Annotated in this window: 14 protein-coding genes; 11 read left to right on the top strand and 3 right to left on the bottom strand. The window is 56.1% G+C overall.

The window, feature by feature from the left end; all coding sequences use genetic code 11:
* The first annotated feature begins 5 nt into the window (after positions 1–5).
* The 5 genes from HWX89_RS25815 to HWX89_RS25795 all read left to right on the top strand — a co-directional run bounded on the left by HWX89_RS25815 (position 6) and on the right by HWX89_RS25795 (position 5,279).
* Complete coding sequence (locus tag HWX89_RS25815) at positions 6–1,103, top strand: BMP family ABC transporter substrate-binding protein (protein ID WP_138791605.1); 1,098 nt, start codon at positions 6–8, stop codon at positions 1,101–1,103.
* 4 nt (positions 1,104–1,107) lie between these two features.
* Positions 1,108–2,631 (top strand): ABC transporter ATP-binding protein, encoded by a 1,524-nt coding sequence (locus tag HWX89_RS25810; RefSeq protein ID WP_138791604.1) that lies wholly within the window; start codon positions 1,108–1,110, stop codon positions 2,629–2,631.
* Positions 2,628–3,728, top strand: coding sequence for an ABC transporter permease (locus HWX89_RS25805; RefSeq protein WP_138791603.1), 1,101 nt, complete (start codon positions 2,628–2,630; stop codon positions 3,726–3,728). Before HWX89_RS25810 ends, HWX89_RS25805 begins: the two co-directional genes overlap by 4 nt.
* A gap of 13 nt (positions 3,729–3,741) precedes the next feature.
* A complete protein-coding gene (locus tag HWX89_RS25800; protein ID WP_138791602.1) occupies positions 3,742–4,653 on the top strand; it encodes an ABC transporter permease in 912 nt (303 codons plus the stop codon).
* 113 nt (positions 4,654–4,766) lie between these two features.
* Complete coding sequence (locus tag HWX89_RS25795; protein ID WP_138791601.1) at positions 4,767–5,279, top strand: cupin domain-containing protein; 513 nt, start codon at positions 4,767–4,769, stop codon at positions 5,277–5,279.
* Positions 5,280–5,436: 157 nt separating this feature from the next.
* Here the strand turns inward: HWX89_RS25795 and HWX89_RS25790 are convergent, their stop codons facing one another.
* Together HWX89_RS25790 and HWX89_RS25785 are read right to left on the bottom strand one after the other, a co-directional pair.
* Positions 5,437–5,979 carry a PAS domain-containing protein gene (locus HWX89_RS25790; protein ID WP_178340937.1) on the bottom strand — a complete coding sequence of 181 codons (543 nt, stop codon included), beginning with the start codon at positions 5,977–5,979 and terminating at the stop codon, positions 5,437–5,439.
* A 254-nt stretch (positions 5,980–6,233) separates the two neighbouring features.
* Positions 6,234–7,565: a solute carrier family 23 protein gene (locus HWX89_RS25785; protein ID WP_138791599.1), complete on the bottom strand. Its 1,332-nt coding sequence runs from the start codon at positions 7,563–7,565 to the stop codon at positions 6,234–6,236.
* Positions 7,566–8,037: 472 nt separating this feature from the next.
* Here HWX89_RS25785 and HWX89_RS25780 point away from each other — a divergent pair, with 472 nt between their 5' ends.
* Entirely contained in the window at positions 8,038–8,319 is a 282-nt protein-coding gene (locus HWX89_RS25780) for a hypothetical protein (protein ID WP_138791678.1), read from the top strand.
* A 284-nt stretch (positions 8,320–8,603) separates the two neighbouring features.
* Entirely contained in the window at positions 8,604–10,598 is a 1,995-nt protein-coding gene (locus HWX89_RS25775) for an aq_1923 C-terminal domain (protein ID WP_138791598.1), read from the top strand.
* A gap of 119 nt (positions 10,599–10,717) precedes the next feature.
* Here the strand turns inward: HWX89_RS25775 and HWX89_RS25770 are convergent, their stop codons facing one another.
* Positions 10,718–11,878, bottom strand: coding sequence for an AAA family ATPase (locus tag HWX89_RS25770; RefSeq protein ID WP_138791597.1), 1,161 nt, complete (start codon positions 11,876–11,878; stop codon positions 10,718–10,720).
* Between the two features lie 439 nt (positions 11,879–12,317).
* On the opposite strand from HWX89_RS25770, the gene ligD reads away from it, so the two are divergent.
* From ligD to HWX89_RS25750, 4 genes are all read left to right on the top strand, one after another.
* Positions 12,318–13,370, top strand: a complete 1,053-nt coding sequence (gene ligD / locus HWX89_RS25765; protein ID WP_138791596.1) for a non-homologous end-joining DNA ligase — start codon at positions 12,318–12,320, stop codon at positions 13,368–13,370.
* 130 nt (positions 13,371–13,500) lie between these two features.
* Complete coding sequence (locus tag HWX89_RS25760; RefSeq protein ID WP_138791595.1) at positions 13,501–13,740, top strand: tautomerase family protein; 240 nt, start codon at positions 13,501–13,503, stop codon at positions 13,738–13,740.
* Positions 13,741–14,194: 454 nt separating this feature from the next.
* A complete protein-coding gene (locus HWX89_RS25755) occupies positions 14,195–16,378 on the top strand; it encodes a TonB-dependent hemoglobin/transferrin/lactoferrin family receptor (RefSeq protein WP_138791594.1) in 2,184 nt (727 codons plus the stop codon).
* A gap of 243 nt (positions 16,379–16,621) precedes the next feature.
* The gene (locus HWX89_RS25750; protein WP_353505733.1) at positions 16,622–17,167 is read left to right on the top strand and encodes an RNA polymerase sigma factor; all 546 of its coding nucleotides are present in this window, start codon (positions 16,622–16,624) and stop codon (positions 17,165–17,167) included.
* Positions 17,168–17,177: the final 10 nt, after the last annotated feature.

Here is a 17,177-nt window from a genome sequence, read left to right as displayed (position 1 = left end):
ACAGAATGACCACTTTGACCCGCAGAAACCTGATGCAGGCTGCCGCCGCCACTGGTCTGGCTGGCGCTTTCGGCGGCCGCGCCGCATTTGCGGCTGACGAGCCGCTCGGCATTACACTCGTCGTCCCCTCTCCGGTCGGCGATGTCGGCTGGGGCCACGCTCTTGCAGCCGGCCTCGAGCCAGTCAAAACTGCGTTTGGCGACAAGGTGAAAGTCACCGTCATCGAAAACATCGCCGAAGGCCCGGATGCCGATCGCATCATGACCAAGACTGTGGCCGACGGGAACAAGTTCCTGATCGCCGGTTCCTTTGGTTATCAGAATGGAGCGTTGCAGGTCGCACGGCGTGATAAGAAAGTCACCGTTCTGCATGCGTCCGGCTTCCAGGTTGCGCCGAACTTCTCGCCGTTTGCAGCCAAGTATTTCCAGGGGACCTATCTCCTCGGCATGGCGGCAGCCGCAGTCTCCAAAACCGGCAAGATCGGTTCTGTCTCGGCCTTCGCCATTCCGGAGCTGATCACGTCGATCAACGCCTTCACCCTAGGCGCCCAGGCGGTCAAGCCGGACATTGAGGTATCGGTTGTCTGGGTCAATTCATGGTTCGACCCGGCCAAGGAGCAGGAAGCAGCGAAAGCGCTGATGGCGCAAAAATGTGATGTGATCTTCTCCAATGCCCAGGATACGCCGTCTGTGGTTGCCGCCTGCGAAGAAGCGGGCGTCTATTCCTTCAACCTCAATTCCTCGATGAAGAAATACGCGCCGAAAACATATCTCGGCTGTGTCGCAACCGACTGGTCGCCGTTCTTCAAGGCGTCGGTCGAAGCCCATTTTGCCGGGACATTCAAGGGTGCAAATGCGTTCCTCGGCGTTGCCGACAAGGTTGTCGAGGTGGTGGACTGGAACCCGGATATCCCTACCGACACGATGGCCAAGATCAAGGAACTCGAAACAAAGATCGCCGATGGCAGCTTCTCGCCCTTCACCGGCCCGATCACCAAGGCCGATGGCAGCGAGGGCGTCAAAGCCGGCACGACACTGTCGGATGGCGAGATCGTTGCGATGAACTGGCACGTCAAGGGCGTTACCACGCCGCTTCCGAAGTGATGCAATGACAACACCACTCCTGTCGCTACGCAGCGTATCGAAGAGCTACGGACAGATCAAAGCCAACAAGGGGATTGATCTCGACGTCGCTCCCCAGTCGATCCACGCAATCCTCGGTGAAAACGGGGCTGGCAAATCGACTTTGATGAAACTGATCTATGGCGTCGAGCAGCCGGACGACGGGAGCATTTCATGGAACGGCGAGACAATCACGATTGCCTCGCCGGCTGAAGCAAGACGCCGTGGCATCGGCATGGTCTTCCAGCATTTTTCGCTGTTTGAAACGCTGACGGTGGTGGAAAATATCCAGCTCGTCATGCCCGGGAAAAAAGCAGACCTTGCCGAGCGTATGCGCGAACTCGGCCGCGATTTCGGGCTGGAGGTCGATCCTCTGGCGCATGTGCACGCGCTGTCGGTTGGAGAGCGGCAACGCGTCGAAATCATTCGCTGCCTGATGACCGACCCGAAGCTCCTGATCCTTGATGAGCCGACCTCGGTGCTGCCCCCGCAGGCGGTTGAAAAACTCTTCGAAACCCTGCGCCGCCTGCGCGACCGAGGCGTTTCAATCCTCTTCATCTCCCACAAACTTGAAGAAATCCGCTCGCTTTGCGACCGGGCGACAATCCTGCGAGCCGGCGAGGTCACCGGCAATGTCGATCCGCGCCAGTACGATGCCCATGAGTTAGCCCTCATGATGATCGGGCGCGACATGCCGGAACCGACGCCTGCCGCGCCCAACTCGGTTGGCGAGACACGCCTGGAGTTGATCGGGCTCGATTACACGCCCGACGATCCCTTCGCCGTCCCGCTTTCGAAAATAAGCCTTAGCCTTCGCGCAGGAGAAATTCTCGGCATTGCCGGGATTTCCGGAAATGGTCAAAGCGAACTTGCAGCCCTGATCTCCGGTGAGACACGGCTTGGCAGGCATGATCACGACCGGATCTTCATGATGGGTCGGGATGTCGGCCAGCTTGGCGCCGCTGCGCGCCGCAAACTTGGCTTTGCATTTGTCCCGGAAGACCGCCTCGGCCGCGGAGCAGTCCCGGAAATGTCCCTGACCTCAAACGGGCTTCTGACGGCCCACCCACTGAAACTACTTCGTAACGGGCTCGTTGTCAGAAAAAACGCCAAGGCGTTTGCAGAGACCTGCATTCGCGACTACGACGTCAGAACCTCCGGACCGGGGGCTGAAGCCGGCGCATTGTCTGGAGGCAACCTACAAAAATTCATCGTCGGCCGCGAAATCATGCTGACACCAAAAGTGCTTTTCGTCGCCCAGCCTACCTGGGGTGTCGATATTGGTGCCGCATCCGCCATTCGCCAGAAGCTCGTCCGTCTTCGCAATGAAGGCATGGCAATCCTGGTAATTTCAGAGGAACTGGAAGAACTCTTCGAACTGTCCGACAAGATCCAGGTTCTCCATCACGGAACCCTTAGTCCACCGCTCGTCACCAGCGAGACCAAACCCGAGGAAATCGGTCGCTACATGATCGGCGCGCAAACTCCCTCCGAAAAAATCGCCTCATGAGCAAATCGGCTTTCCAGCTTCTCCCCTCTTTCGTTCGTCGCGAGCGTGCTTCCCTCACGGCGACCGTCCTTTCTCCAGTCATCGCACTTGCAACCGCGATCGTGTTGAACATCGGGCTTTACGTAACGATGGGGCGAGACCCCGTTGCCGTCATGCACGCCATGTTGCTGGAACCCTTTATTTCGTGGTCCTCGTTCTCTGAAGTTCTCTTGAAAATGGGACCGCTTCTGTTCATCGCGCAGGGGCTAGCCATCGGCTTTCGCGCCAAGGTCTTTAATATCGGTGCTGAGGGACAGTTCATCCTCGGCGCAATCTTCGCGTCCGCAATCCCGATCTGGTATCCGGATGCGGAAGGCGTCTGGATCTGGCCGACGATGCTTCTTTGCGGCGCAATCGGCGGCGCGCTTTGGGCGTCGATCACGGCATTCTGGCGCGCGAGGCTGAATGCGAACGAGATTCTGGTGTCGCTGATGCTGAGCCTCGTCGCAGCACAATTGCTCTATTATTTGCTGCTTGGGCCGTGGAAAGACCCGAACGGCTTCAATTTCCCGCAATCGGTGATGTTCCAGTACGACGCCATGGTTCCAACTCTGATCGAGGGAACGCGTGTCAACGTCTCCTTGATCATTGCACTGGCGCTCTCGCTTGCCGCCTGGATCTTCATGCAAAAGAGTTTCATGGGGTTCAAGCTGCAGGTTGGGGGACTTGCCCCACGGGCGGCAGGATACGCCGGCTTTTCCGAAAAGCGCGCAATCTGGCTGTCACTACTGATTGGCGGGTTTGCGGCGGGCCTTGCAGGCGCGGCAGAAGTTGCGGGGCCGATTGGCCAGCTCCAGCGCTCGATTGCAACCGGGTACGGTTACGCAGCGATTATTGTCGCCTATCTCGGTGGCCTCCATCCAATCGGCATCATCTTCTCCTCGCTCTTCATGGCAGCCCTTTATATCGGCGGTGACAACGCCATGGTTTCCGCAGATCTGCCTGTCGCGGCCGTCCGCGTCTTTCAGGGGTCTTTATTGCTTGCCTATCTGATCGCCGTTGCCTTTGTCCGCTACCGGCTGGAATGGCCTCACCCGACCCGTCGGAGAGCCTCATGACCTGGAGACCATCATGAACGGTATCGAATTCATTGTGGCCGGCATGCTGGCGGCAGCAACACCGTTTCTCCTCGCAGCACTTGGCGAACTCGTCGTTGAACGCGCCGGCGTGCTCAATCTCGGCGTCGAAGGATTGATGGCACTCGGCGCCGTGATCGCATTCATCGTCGTCTATCATGGCGGCGGGCATCTGCTTGGCTTTATAGCCGGTGGGCTGGGCGCAGCCCTCCTGTCGCTCATCTTTGCCTTTGTCGTACTTGGCATCCGGGCCAATCAGGTAGCGACGGGCCTTGCTATCGGCATTCTCGGTCAGGGTCTTTCAGCCCTGTTTGGCAAAAGCTACGAAAGCCTGACCGTCAGGGGCCTGCCCAAGCTTGCGTTCCCGGGGCTTTCGGACCTTCCTGTCATCGGTGGACTTTTTGTCCAGGACATTGCCGTCTGGGCAGCATTGCTGGCAACCTTGGGCGTCTGGTTTGTGCTTTCAAAAACGAAAGCCGGGCTCGTGATCCGTGCAGTCGGCGAAAATCCCAAAGCCGCACATGCAATCGGTTACTCCGTCATCTCTGTGCGTCTTGCAGCAATCGTCTTCGGGGGTCTGATGGCAGGTTTTGCCGGTGCCTACGCTGCGATCGTCTATACCCCTCTCTGGGCCGACGGAATGATTGCCGGCCGCGGCTGGATCGCGATTGCACTTGTCGTGTTCGGCACGTGGCTGACCGGGCGGGTCTTCCTCGGCGCATGCCTCTTCGGCGCTGTCTCGTTGACAGGACTGGCCGCACAGGCGACCGGTGTGGATCTGCCTTCACAACTCCTTTCCAGCCTGCCCTATCTCGTCACAATTATCGTGCTCGGCATCATCTCGGCAGACCGGCGCCTTCTCAAACTGAATGGGGTTGCATCGCTCGGAGAACCGTTTGATCGATGAATGGAACAGCCGAGATATTGGAACTTAAAAAGCATGGTATCGTTCGAAAGACATATGAGCACGGGCATTTTCGTGACAGTCTCTTGAACCATTGATGCGGAGGAGCAACGACGATGACCGATCACCATGATCATGATCATGATCATGACCACCACCACGATGAACCGCGCTGGAAACATGATGGAGTTCAGGTCATCAAAGGCGATCGGCTGGACCCGAACACCGCCCAGACACCGGGCATGTTTCGCCAGGCCGCCATCAACCATGCCCGGGTTGGCGCGCAAAAGATATGGGCGGGCACGGTGGCCATTGAGCCCAACGCCAAGACAGGTGTTCATCACCACGGCGCGTTGGAAAGCGTCATCTTCGTTGTGCGCGGCAAGGCAAGGATGCGCTGGGGCGAGAAGCTCGAATTCACGGCAGAAGCAGGCCCCGGGGATTTCATCTTTGTGCCGCCCTATGTTCCACATCAGGAAATCAACGCCGATCCGGAGAATATTCTGGAATGCGTTCTGGTACGGTCTGACAACGAAGCCGTCGTCGTAAACATCACGGATATCGACCCGGTTGAAAAACCGGAAACCGTCTACTGGGTCGATCCCATTCACAAACATCCGCACGACTGAAGCAGGCGAACTGATTACGCGGCAGCGGATACTCGCAAGGCGAAACGCGTCCCAAGTGATCCCGGTACGTTTGGGAGCGAACTCCCGGGGCCCTGGCCATTTTCAGCGCGCACTATCCGGCTCCATGTCAAAAATCAGAGCCCAATCGCTCTTGTTTTCAATGCAAAATCTTTCGATCCGAATCTTCTGGGAATACCTCTTCAACAGCCGCAAGCGTCAGCCTGAGCGCGTCCTTCTTTAACAGGTGATCGCCAAGAGACTGAGAGAGGTCAATAAGATCCAGGCATTGAAGTTTGAGAGTTTCGTAGTCTGAGAAGCTGTCCCGGTGCGGGTACATACACCCGATATATTCAACCGGTTCTCCCGTTTCGTCACGGAAACACCGCGCCACCGCAGAAACCTCAACCCTGGACCCGTCCTTTCGCCATATCTCATAGTCTTGAGCACATGGTTCACTCGTCACCAGCGAGTGGTGGACTGATTTGGCTACACGCGGTCGTTCAGCGGGATTGACGCGATCAAGGAACTCCTCGATCGGTAGTCCGGCAGCCACCTTTGCCTTGTCCATACCGAATATCTTCGCAAAGTTCTCGTCACCGCAAAAACGGTTTTCCTGCACAATCCAGCTAAAGACTGCCGCTTCCTCCAGAACAGTCCTCGGCACCCTCAGCAACTCTGCACGAACCAAATGATTTCGCATGTCGTCCCCCAAGCGCATCAATGTTTATGTTTGAGTTATCCAAGTATCGTAGCAATCAAGAGCTGATTTGTAATGTGGGCGATTGACGGAAAGTTGAAAAAGCGCAATGCGCCATCATCATCGCCGTTTCCAGCTCGAAACGGCGATGATCTAAGAGCGGGCGACCATACCCGACCGGAAAGGTCGCAAGGCTTTCCCGGGCCGATGTAAAACCGCACTCCCCGGCATATCAACAGGGAGTGCGCATTGCTCAATCAGGCAATACGGTCGCTGTCGCGCGAACCGGCAAAACCAAGTGCATGGTAAAGAACGATCGCGCCAATCGTTGCCGTACCAATGCCATCGAGCGTAAAGCCTGCAATATCGAGCTTGAAATTGCCCGCACCAAGGACCAGCGCAACGCCAACGGTGATGAGGTTGCGAGGCTCTGCAAAATCAACCTTGTTTTCCACCCAGATACGGCCAGCAGTTGCGGCGATAAGGCCGAAAACGACGATGGAAAGACCACCGAGGACTGGGCCAGGAATGGTCTGGATCAGCGCACCGAACTTCGGCGAAAAACCAAGCAGGATGGCAACAGCCGCGGCCACCAGGAAAACGAGCGTCGAGAAAATGCGGGTGACGGCCATCACACCCATGTTCTCCGCATAGGTCGTCATACCGGTTGCACCGAATGCGCCTGACACCATGGTCGCGACACCATCACCAATAAAGGCCCGACCGAGATAGGGATCAAGATTGCGACCTGTCATGGCGCCAATCGCCTTGATATGACCGAGGTTTTCCGCAACGAGAATGATGACAACAGGAGCGATCAGCGTGATCGCCGAAGCGGTGAAGACCGGTGCGGTGAATGTCGGCATGCCGAACCATGAGGCCGCCGCAACACCTGAAAAATCAACCGCTGCGCCATATCCCATGCCGTTTGCAAACACCAGGTAGGCAATGTAACCGATCGCGCCGCCAATCAGGATCGGCAAGCGGCGTGTCATGCCCGGCGCATAGACGGCGACGAGACCCACTGCTGCGAAAGTGATGATGGCGATCCAGCGCGAGAACTGATTGCCATCAGGCGTTGCCGGCCCCACACCCGATGCGCTGGAAATGGCGATCGGCGCAAGCACCAGACCGATGGCCGCGACGATCGCGCCTGTCAGCACCGGCGGCATCAGCCGTTCGATCCAGCGATGGCCGGCAACCATGACGATCACACCGATCAGCGCGTAGAGCGCCCCGGCCGCAATGATCCCTCCAAGCGCCACTCCGATGTTGGGATTGGCAACGCCAACCGCAGCGCCCGTCGCCACGAGAACGGGACCGATAAAGCCGAAAGACGAACCGAGATAGCTCGGTACACGGCCGCCGACAGCAACGAAGAAGATCAGCGTGGCGATGCCGGAAAACAGGATCGATACATTCGGGTCAAAGCCCATCAGGATCGGCGCCAGAACGGTCGAGCCGAACATCGCGACGACATGCTGCAAACCCAGCACAATGGTCTGTCCTGCTGGCAAACGCTCATCAGGCAGGATGCGCCCTTCCGTCTTCAGCCGCCACCGCGGAAAATACCCGCCCGTCTCGCTCATGTGTCTACCCCCTGATGTTTGTCCGCCCGAAGCTTTTTATGATCATGTCCGGATCGGAAGATAAGATAATTGGCCATACCGAAGCGCAGGTCACCAACCCCTCAGCGCAAGCTCTGAGGCGTGAATCGTACGAAAGTATTTGCCAAAGCCTCCGATACGCCAATCGGGCGGCAATGTCATTGGGAAGCCGATGCTTACCCACAACGGCGTTGTCTGGGCGTCGGGACGTTGAGATTGCCTTGAGCGTAAACAAAACACACGACATTGCATCTGATAGCCAACAGCTCTGTCGCTGTGCCCGGCCCCAAGCTCACGTCGTCTTGACTTACGTCCGGCCAATCGACGCGCGGTCCGTTCCCGCCGATGAGTTATAGACACTTTTGTCTATAACCCACGAACACCACCCGGGATGAGTTATAAAAAAGCATCCCGGTTATACCTTAAAGCAGGCGGATCAAATGCAGGCATACCAATGGGAAAATTTGTGATATCCGGCCAGTTTGAACAAAGAGAGGATACCACCGTGAGCGAACCAACCGTCGCCGAAACAGTTGAGAAAATTTACGCATCGATCCAATCGGACAATGCCGGCATCGATGAACATATTGCGGCCCTCAAGGTGGCACTGGCACGCGAAGGCGCCAAGGAAGCCATCTTCGACCCGGCAAGGCTCGCCCATAACAATCGCTCTGGACGCAAGCTGATGCAGGCGTATTTCCGTCAGCGCGGCGTGACCGTCAAGTTTTCGGCCTGAAAGCTTCCTGCGGTTTTGTGCGTTGACGCAAAACCGCAGCCTCGCCTGCGATTGACCCACCAGCGTGCAGTCAACACATGTACGGAGACTTTTATTCCGCAGCGTCAGCGGCTGTCAGCATCGCTCTTGTCAGGCCGGCACCCGGCTGACGAAACTGGTTGAAAAACAACCGTTTTCCCACGGTAGAATGTAATCCAACTTTCGCCGTCCAACAGGCTTGCGAAGCAACCTGGGCGTGCCTAAAAGACGCACAGTCTCAATTCACGTCGAAAAAGGGCAGTTGCGTGGAACAGGTAAACAACCAGGCCGGCAAGCGCCGGCGCAAGGCACTATGGGCAGCCGTCGCAGTCGTCGCGATCGCTGCTGCGGGCGTTGTCGGAGCAAAGACCATCTACGAAAGCAAGGTCAGCGAATTTGTTGCCCTCAATGGCGGCAGAGCCGATTCCGTCGAGGTTGATTTCCTTGGAAGAGTTCATCTGCGCAACCTAAAGTTTTCGCTTCCCGATCACACCGTTATTCGTATTGCAGCGGTCGATGGCCAGCACAAAATCCCCTTCCTGAAAAGCGAGCTGGAGCTGAAGGGCGTAGAAATCTTGAAACCGTTCATCTCCGTGTCGATGCCTCAAGTGCGGGTAGAAGAAGCAAGTTTTGATCATGCACGTCTAACCGATAGCGCCGTCCCGATTTCAAAGCGTATGGAAAGCTTTGAAGCAAAAAGCATCTCTGCTCCCGAGATGATCATTGCAGGGTTCAACAACCCGCCAATCGAGAACGCCTTATACAAGAATGTCGTTCTCTCTGACATCGCCAATGGCAAGATTGCACAATACTCGGCCGATAGCGTAAGTTTCGACACATCGACAAACATCCCGACAGACAATGATGCAGCAAAGACAAAGCGCTTGTCCGTCTCGACGGGCACGATATTGGGCAATGATTTCGATTTTGCCTATATTGCTCGGATACGCACGGAAAAAGCCGGAACTGATGACGTGGCGAAACGTGTCTGGGGCGCGCTCTCCGTCAAGAAAATTGAGGTCTCGGACGGTGAAAACCAAATCAGCTATGACGAAATACGCAGCAACGGCTTGACTATGCGTATGCCGTCCGAACCGCTTGAAGACATGCTAAAGTCGTTGCCAGAAACAACAAGTCTTAAAGAGCTGCCTCCGCGGGAGCGTCAGGCAATCTTCGCCAAGGGCCAATCCGTCATCGATATGTTTGTCAAAAACGATATCGAGCTAGTCGGTTTCAAGGTTGACGGCCCTGATAAACAGGAAGCCGGCAAAAGAGCCCAATATTCCATTGCACGCACGGTGTTACAAACGGACGGCCGCAAGCTGAACATCGTCTCGAACGGCATGTCGTTAGGGACTGGCGAAGACAAACTCGAGATCGCCGAGGCAAGTCTTAGCGGCTTCGATTGGAGTTCAACAGTTGAGGGTCTGTACAAACTCGTCGGCCTCAATGAACAGGAGATCGAAAATTTTCCCTACAACGAACTGATGCCCGAGCTGGGCACTATTCGCGTTGCAGGCATTGACGCAGATTTCACCACTCCGAAAACAGAGGGAGATGAAGCCACGGTCGCCGTTCCCGAGCGCGTTAAATTCACGCTCAAGAACTATGAGATGGCACTGACCAAACCTCATAATGGTATTCCAAGCGACATTCTGATCAAGCAGGAAGATCTCACTCTCCCCATTCCCGAAGACACAACGGATGAGGCATTTGTCCAGTTACGCAAACTCGGCCTGGAAACGCTGACCCTTTCCTACGCGCTCTCCGCAAGCTGGGACGAAGCGAACAAAAACCTGGTGATCCGGGAAATATCTCTTGATGGCAAGGATATCGGCAGCGTCAATTTTTCCGGGCTGGTCAGCGGTTTTACCGAGGAGTTTTTCTCGCTTGATACCAACCGCATTCAGGCAGCTCTTTTCGGTCTCGCCGGTCGCGAGGCAAAGTTGACTGTCAAGGATGAAGGGCTGATTGCCAAGGGTATCAAGCTCTTTGCTGCAGAAAATGGCATGACGGAAGAACAGGCGCGGGGAGCCCTGACGATGGTCGCCACGATAGGATTGCAGCAAGCTGCAAGCGAGCGACCAAACCTGCAGGGTGTTACCGAGGCCGTTCTGCGCTTCATCGGCACCCCTGGAACCCTGAACATGACAGCCCGCGCGAAGGGCCCCAATGGCCTTGGCGTGTTTGACCTTGTTGCAGCATCTCAGGATCCCATGGTCCTTCTCGACAAGGTCGAGATCGAGGCGACAGCCAACTAAATCGTCTCTTTCAAAATGTTGGGCCGGTCAATCGCAGCCGGCCCACGTTGAGATTTGGTGCTCGCGCCGAAGGATCGTTTTTTCCGGACCACAATTACGGGCGTGACATGGACAGGTCCTCAGCGCGCCGGCCATGCCCAGGCCGGCGCCTCGACATCCACTGCCACCGTTTCACCAAGCACCTTGGTCAGCCTTATTATTGAGGCATCCCCCTCATCACCGAGTTGCGACACCAGTTCGTCAGCGTGGGATACGACAACGATCTGCGACCGCTGACACGCGAGCATAATCAGGCGGGCAAGCGGCGCAAGCAGGCTTGGATGCAGGCTGGTTTCAGGCTCGTTCAGCACCATCAATGTCGGCGGGCGCGGTGTCATGAGCGCAGCAACGAGCAAGAGATATCTCAAAGTGCCGTCTGACAGTTCGGCAGTCGACAATGGCCGCAACAAACCTCGCTGCCCCATCATGAGCTCGAAGCGCCCGCGCTCTTCTTTGATCTCGATCGAGCTACCGGGAAATGCGTCTTCAATCGCGGCATGGAAGCCTTGCGCATCCCCGATCTCCAGGATTGTGGCAACGGCAGCAGCCAGATCGGCTCCGTCGGATGACAGAACAGAGGTTCTGGTTCCAACCTGCATTTGCCGGACGGGCGCATGCGGATCGGTGCGAAAATGGTCATAAAAACGCCAGCCACTCATCCTGGCACGCAGGTAAAGCAGCTCAGGAAGGTTCTTCGGGTCTGCTGACTGCGTCATCATGCTTTCGAATGAAGAGAGATCGTGCAACAGCACCTGGCGCTTGCCACGCGTTGAAAGCACAGAAACAACCGGCCCTGTACGTTCGGCGAAAACATTCCGACGGCTTAAAACCTCCCCTGCCCAGACCGCCTCCGCCTTTATGGCAGGATCGAGTGAAAAATAGCTCGGCGGCGGTGGCGGCACCGGCAACCCAAGATCGATCGCATAACCGTAGTCGTCAGAAGCAAACCCGAGTTTCAGGGCGACAGGATTTTTCCGGACCGTTCCCTGCAGGGGCACGCTGCCATCCTTCATGCCGCGGGAAAATACCTCCGGCCCGGCCCAGAGCGTTGATTGCAGCCCGCCTTCTGCAGCAAGCGACGCAATCGCCCTGCCCTGTGCAACATCGGCAAGCAATTTCAGTGCACGATAGAAACTCGACTTGCCCGAACCATTGGCACCCGTCACGACGGTCAGCTTTTCGAGCGGCAAGATGAGATTGCGAAGCGAACGATAACCCGCAATGGCAATGGTCAAAATCATGGGCGCGAACCTCTCATGGTTCGCGTTGCGAAGGCAAGAGATGTCTGCCGAGGCAACGGCGGGACTTCGAGCGCCAGTTGGACTGATACAGACTTTGTATGGATGATTCACTCCCTCCCACAGCCGCCACGCGAATGAAATTGGCCAAAACGTAAAGAGGCACGGCGTTTACAAAGCCGTGCCTCTTTCTCAGCCAAGCATCTGAGGGGGACGGGGGAATTGCTTGGCTGCAAAATGAACGCAGATCCACACATTTGGTTCCGAAGCAAAAAACGGAAGCTGAACAAGGGTGGATTGAGGGTCCCGCGCGGCACCTGCGATAGTCTCCCAAAAAGGAAAACCTAGCGCCTAAGCTGGTTCTTTGATGTGCATGGCTGAAAAAAAGGGTAAATTGCGAAGTGTCACATTGTTCTTAAGATTTGTCTGTTGAAATCACCGCATGACGAAGTCTCCGAGATCCAAACCGCTCCTTCGTGATACCGACGCCTCGGTCCGTTCACGGCCGCGCAAGAAGCGCAATCCAGCCCAATCCCAGTTTCCTTTCGAACCAATGCCTGATCGCGTTGAGCCGGCGCTTGCGCAGTTGAAAGATCGCCCTCCCAAAGGATCAGAATGGTCGTGGGAAGTGAAATGGGACGGCTATCGCCTGATGGTCCATATCGATGCGCGGCGTGTACGGATCCTGACACGCAATGGCCATGACTGGACGCACCGTTTTCCAGCTATTCAAGAAGCGGCAAAGGCGCTTGGACCGGCATCAATGATCATTGATGGCGAGGCGGTTCTCCTGGACGATGACGGGCGCTCAGACTTCGGCCTGTTGCAGCAGTCGCTTGGCGCCTCGGGCAAACGGCCCGGCAACCGCGCTTCCAACGCCACTCTTTACGTCTTCGATCTGCTCTATCTCGACGGCCATGACCTGCGAAACATGGAATATCGCTCGCGCAGGCATCTGCTGGAAGAAGCTTTGAAAGGTCACGATGGTGCCGTCCGCCTTTCAGAAACCATCGACGCCGATCCTGTCGCACTGCTCGAACATGCCGGTCGCCTCGGGCTTGAAGGCATTGTCGGCAAGCGTAACGATCAGCCCTATCGCTCTGGCCGGACCGGTGATTGGATAAAGCTCAAGTGTATCGAGAGCGAAGCATTTTTCATCATCGGCTATCAGGCTTCGGCAGCCTCCCCTGCCGGCTTTGCGTCGCTGGCACTTGCGGCCTACCGTGACGATGAACTCGTTTACGTCGGCAATGTCGGAACAGGCTTCAACCAGGCGCAGGCCGTCAAACTGCGCAAGATGCTCGATATCCTGCGCTGGAAAGGCAAGCAGCCGCCTGTGGCCTTGTCCGAAGAGACAGACATCATCTGGGTCGAGCCGACGCTGATCGCCGAGATCGAGTTCCGGGCCTGGACTGAAGACGGAAAACTTCGCCATGCATCCTACAAGGGGTTGCGGGAACACCAGGACAATGCCGAGGTCTTCCACATCGGCTGAAGACCGCCGGAGCACGCCACTTGCCATCTTATCACTGCGGGTCCAGGTCTACGTTGACGTCGATTGTCGATGACCCCGTTCTTGCGTATTCAATCACTCAGTCACCAAGCACCAGACGATTGGAATCAAAATGCCGCATATCGCCGTAAAAATGTTTCCTGGCCGGACAGAGGAACAGAAACAGGAGTTCGCTGCAAAGGTGGTTGAAGCCGCCAAGACGGTGTTCGGCTCAAGTGATGCGTCCCTGTCGATTGCCATCACTGAAGTTCAGCCAGCAGACTGGGACGCCGACGTCTACTCACCAGAGATCGCCGCGAACGAAGACGCCCTATATAAGCGCCCCGGATACGGCACATTGGCAAAGTCCTGAGGTCGTCGGAGGACTGCAATCCTCTCCAGCCTTATTGGGCCTCCTGACAAAATCCGCTGATCATACTGCGCGCTCGTTGGGAACGGCTGAATTTCCGCGCGAAGGTGAGGCGAGCCTGACTCCCACATGCCAAATCCGGATACCAAAAAACGCCGCGATCACACATCGCGGCTTTTTCTTTGTCCCTTTGTAGACCGAGCATTCTCGAAACGATGCTTCATAAAACCGGCCAATATCGATCCTGATGGACAGGCTGTTGCTGCATCGCAACAGGTTGATCAGAGAAATATTTCCTAATTTTTCTCGTGAAAAATCTATCTTGAGTGAATTACTCAGATTTTAATAGGTGTGCGGCAGGCGAGCATTCTCGACCGTCTCCGCATTCCCGGAATGTGCCGGCGTCGCAAATGAAGCCTCTGAAAAATTTCAGGCCCAGACGCTCGAAAGGAATAAAATGGCCATTCCCAAATACCGCTCCCGTTTGCAGGCGTGCACTGCAATTGCACTGCTTGCTGTCGTTGGAACAGCCGGTGCGCAGGAGCCGGCAACCCCAGACAATGCGACCACGCTCGAAAAGATCGTGGTCAAAGGCAAGCGGGTGAAAGGCACCGTCGCTGATACGCCGCTTGCGACAGAAACGGACAAAGCGACCATCGCGAAAAAAGATATCCAGAACCTCGATAACCTGGGCGATACAACAGAACCGGGCGTCAGCCTTGTGTCTGCATCCAAGAGCGTCAACATCAGAGGACTGGAAGACGATCGCGTCCTTACCACGATCGATGGCATCGCCATTCCATATCTCTCAGACTTCGTCTGGAGTGCCTATGGAGGAGCGGCAGACAGCTATGACTTCACCTCCCTCGCCTCCGTCTCCATCCTGCGTGGCTCTGATTCCAGCCGTGCCGGTTCGGGGGCAATGGGCGGCGCAGTCCTGCTGCGCACACTGGAGCCCGAAGACCTGATCGAGCCCGGGAAAGACTGGGGAGGCTTCGCCAAAACGATTTATGACGGTTCCGACAACTCGATCATCGGCTCGCTCGGCGTCGCCCGCAAGATCGGCAACACGTCAGTTCTTTTCCAGGGCAGCTACAAGAAAGGCCACGAGAAGGAAACCAACGGCTCAAACAATGTCACGGGTAGCGCGCGCACGGTCGCCGATCCGGCGGACTACCACAACACCAATCTTCTCTTCAAACTGCGCCACGAACTGGAAGGCGGGCACCAGATCGGCATAACGGCGGAGCGCTTCACCACCGACAAGGACACTGATGCCAAGAGCTCCTATACCAGCAACTACACGAGATATGACACGCTGGCCGAGACGAGGCGCAACCGCATCTCGCTTGACTACAAATATGACGCCATTGCTGAAGACGCCCTTGTCCAAAGCGCATGGGCGTCACTTTATTATCAGAAACTGGAACGCCTCGAAGGCTACAACGCCTACCGCAGCACGACAGCACCGCTTGGCGATTACAGCCGCATCAGTGAAACGACCAACAATTCTGTCGGGTTCGTCGGCGCAATCACCGGCAACTTCGATACCGGCGCGCTGAAACACGAGGTAACGCTCGGTACCGATATTTCCGTATTCTCGACGGAACAATACCTCAACGGCGTCGATAGCTGCGCGACGACCTACGTGTCCGCATGCGCCTACTACCACACCAATCAGGCCAACACGCCCGATGTCGATGGCACGAAGTTCGGTGTTTTCATCGATGACCGCATCGAGATCGGCAACAGCAACGTTTCGTTGACGCCCGGCATTCGCTTCGACTACTTCAATTACAAACCGCAATCTTCGCCGCAGTATGAGGCAAATTCCGGGTATGACGGATTACCTGATACCGTCAGTGATTCCGCGTTCTCTCCAAAGCTGCGGGCAGAATGGGAAATCCAGCCACAGGTGACCCTGTTTGCGCAGTGGGCGATGAGCTTCAAGGCTCCGACGACCGACCAGCTTTATGGCAACTATGATAATGCCCCTCTCTACCGACAGGTCGGTAACGCAGATCTCGAATCGGAGTTCGGCAACGGCTTCGAGATTGGCGCAAATCTCGGCGACGAGAGCCTCGGCGGCAGGATCACCGGTTTCTACAACAAATACCGCAATTTCATCGACACAGAAACGGTTTCGGAAACTGGCTACAGGATTGGAACCTACCGCTATTACAATCGCGACCGGGTGAGGATCTACGGCCTCGAAGCACGTGGCCACAAGGCTTTCGACAATGGTTTTGAGATTCATTCATCGATCGCTTACGCCAAGGGTGAAGATCTCGAAACCGGTGAACAACTCGCCTCGGTAGCACCGCTCAAAGCCATCATCGGTGTCGGATATTCGCAGGAAACATGGGGCACCAATCTCGACTGGATCGGCGTCAAGGGCGTTTCGGAAAACTCGACGGCGAACTTCAAGGCTCCCGGCTACGGCATCTTTAATCTCACCGGATGGTGGGCACCTGAAAAGCTGAACGGCTTGCGCATTCAGGCCGGCGTCTACAATCTCTTCGACAAGGAATATTACGACGCGCTGGAAACCAAGGATGTCACTTCGGTAACCTCGACAAACCGGTCTTATTATTCCGAGCCTGGCCGTTACTTCAAACTGTCGATCACCAAAACGTTTTAAGGCATTTCCCAGAAACGAGGCGGCAACAACGCCGCCTCGGTGTCACAACCACGCTGGCAGAGCCTGGCGTCGACAGACGCCGACGCCAGGCTTTTCGAACAGTACAACAGGAGAGGACTTCACAATTGCTGCAGGCAAGCTGAATATGACTTTCTAAGTCATGTTTTTGCTGTTAGATAAGCCGACCTTGCAAATACCTATCCAAATCAATGCAGTTCAATCGGAAAGCTTTCGGAAGACAGCGTGCACGATAGACAGCCGGAGCAACAGGAACGCCTCGACATGAGCCTCGAAGCTGAAAAATTGTTCCGGGGGCATCGAGCCGCACTGATAAGCTATTCTGCGCGGATACTTGGATCGAGGGATGCCGCAGAAGATGTGGTTCAGGAAGCCTATCTGCGCTTCGCGCCCGAGGTTTCTGCAGGTGAAACGGCGCGTCAGGGATTGACCTATCTCTACCGGATCGTTCGTAATCTTTCCCTCGACATTGTCAAACGCCGCAAGATCGAACAGCGTGCACAATCGCAAGATCCACCATTCTGGATCATTCCGCGTCCATCCGAAACGCCGGAGCAGACGACGATGTTCTGTGATGAAGTGCGCATTGCCCAGGACGTGCTCGCCTCCCTGCCCGAAGACATCCAGATTGCCGTCGAAATGCACCGTCATGGCGGACAGACTTTGGAAGTGGTCGCCCAGCATCTCGGTGTGTCTGTTGCCACGGCACACCGGCACGTCAAAACAGCGATGGTAAAAATTGCGATCGCGCTCGATAGAAAAAATGCCTGAACTGCCCATT

This window comes from Rhizobium sp. RM (assembly GCF_013390595.1).
Lineage (GTDB): Bacteria > Pseudomonadota > Alphaproteobacteria > Rhizobiales > Rhizobiaceae > Agrobacterium.
Note: the sequence above shows the minus strand (reverse complement) of the source record. Positions and strands in the feature narration are given on the sequence as shown.

Excerpts from the sequence above, each read along its gene's own strand:
- HWX89_RS25815 (WP_138791605.1), top strand. The coding sequence starts at position 6 with ATGACCACTTTGACCCGCAGAAACCTGATGCAGGCTGCCGCCGCCACT.
- HWX89_RS25810 (WP_138791604.1), top strand. The coding sequence starts at position 1,108 with ATGACAACACCACTCCTGTCGCTACGCAGCGTATCGAAGAGCTACGGA.
- HWX89_RS25805 (WP_138791603.1), top strand. The coding sequence starts at position 2,628 with ATGAGCAAATCGGCTTTCCAGCTTCTCCCCTCTTTCGTTCGTCGCGAG.
- HWX89_RS25800 (WP_138791602.1), top strand. The coding sequence starts at position 3,742 with ATGAACGGTATCGAATTCATTGTGGCCGGCATGCTGGCGGCAGCAACA.
- HWX89_RS25795 (WP_138791601.1), top strand. The coding sequence starts at position 4,767 with ATGACCGATCACCATGATCATGATCATGATCATGACCACCACCACGAT.
- HWX89_RS25790 (WP_178340937.1), bottom strand. The coding sequence starts at position 5,979 with ATGCGAAATCATTTGGTTCGTGCAGAGTTGCTGAGGGTGCCGAGGACT.
- HWX89_RS25785 (WP_138791599.1), bottom strand. The coding sequence starts at position 7,565 with ATGAGCGAGACGGGCGGGTATTTTCCGCGGTGGCGGCTGAAGACGGAA.
- HWX89_RS25780 (WP_138791678.1), top strand. The coding sequence starts at position 8,038 with ATGGGAAAATTTGTGATATCCGGCCAGTTTGAACAAAGAGAGGATACC.
- HWX89_RS25770 (WP_138791597.1), bottom strand. The coding sequence starts at position 11,878 with ATGATTTTGACCATTGCCATTGCGGGTTATCGTTCGCTTCGCAATCTC.
- ligD (WP_138791596.1), top strand. The coding sequence starts at position 12,318 with ATGACGAAGTCTCCGAGATCCAAACCGCTCCTTCGTGATACCGACGCC.
- HWX89_RS25760 (WP_138791595.1), top strand. The coding sequence starts at position 13,501 with ATGCCGCATATCGCCGTAAAAATGTTTCCTGGCCGGACAGAGGAACAG.
- HWX89_RS25755 (WP_138791594.1), top strand. The coding sequence starts at position 14,195 with ATGGCCATTCCCAAATACCGCTCCCGTTTGCAGGCGTGCACTGCAATT.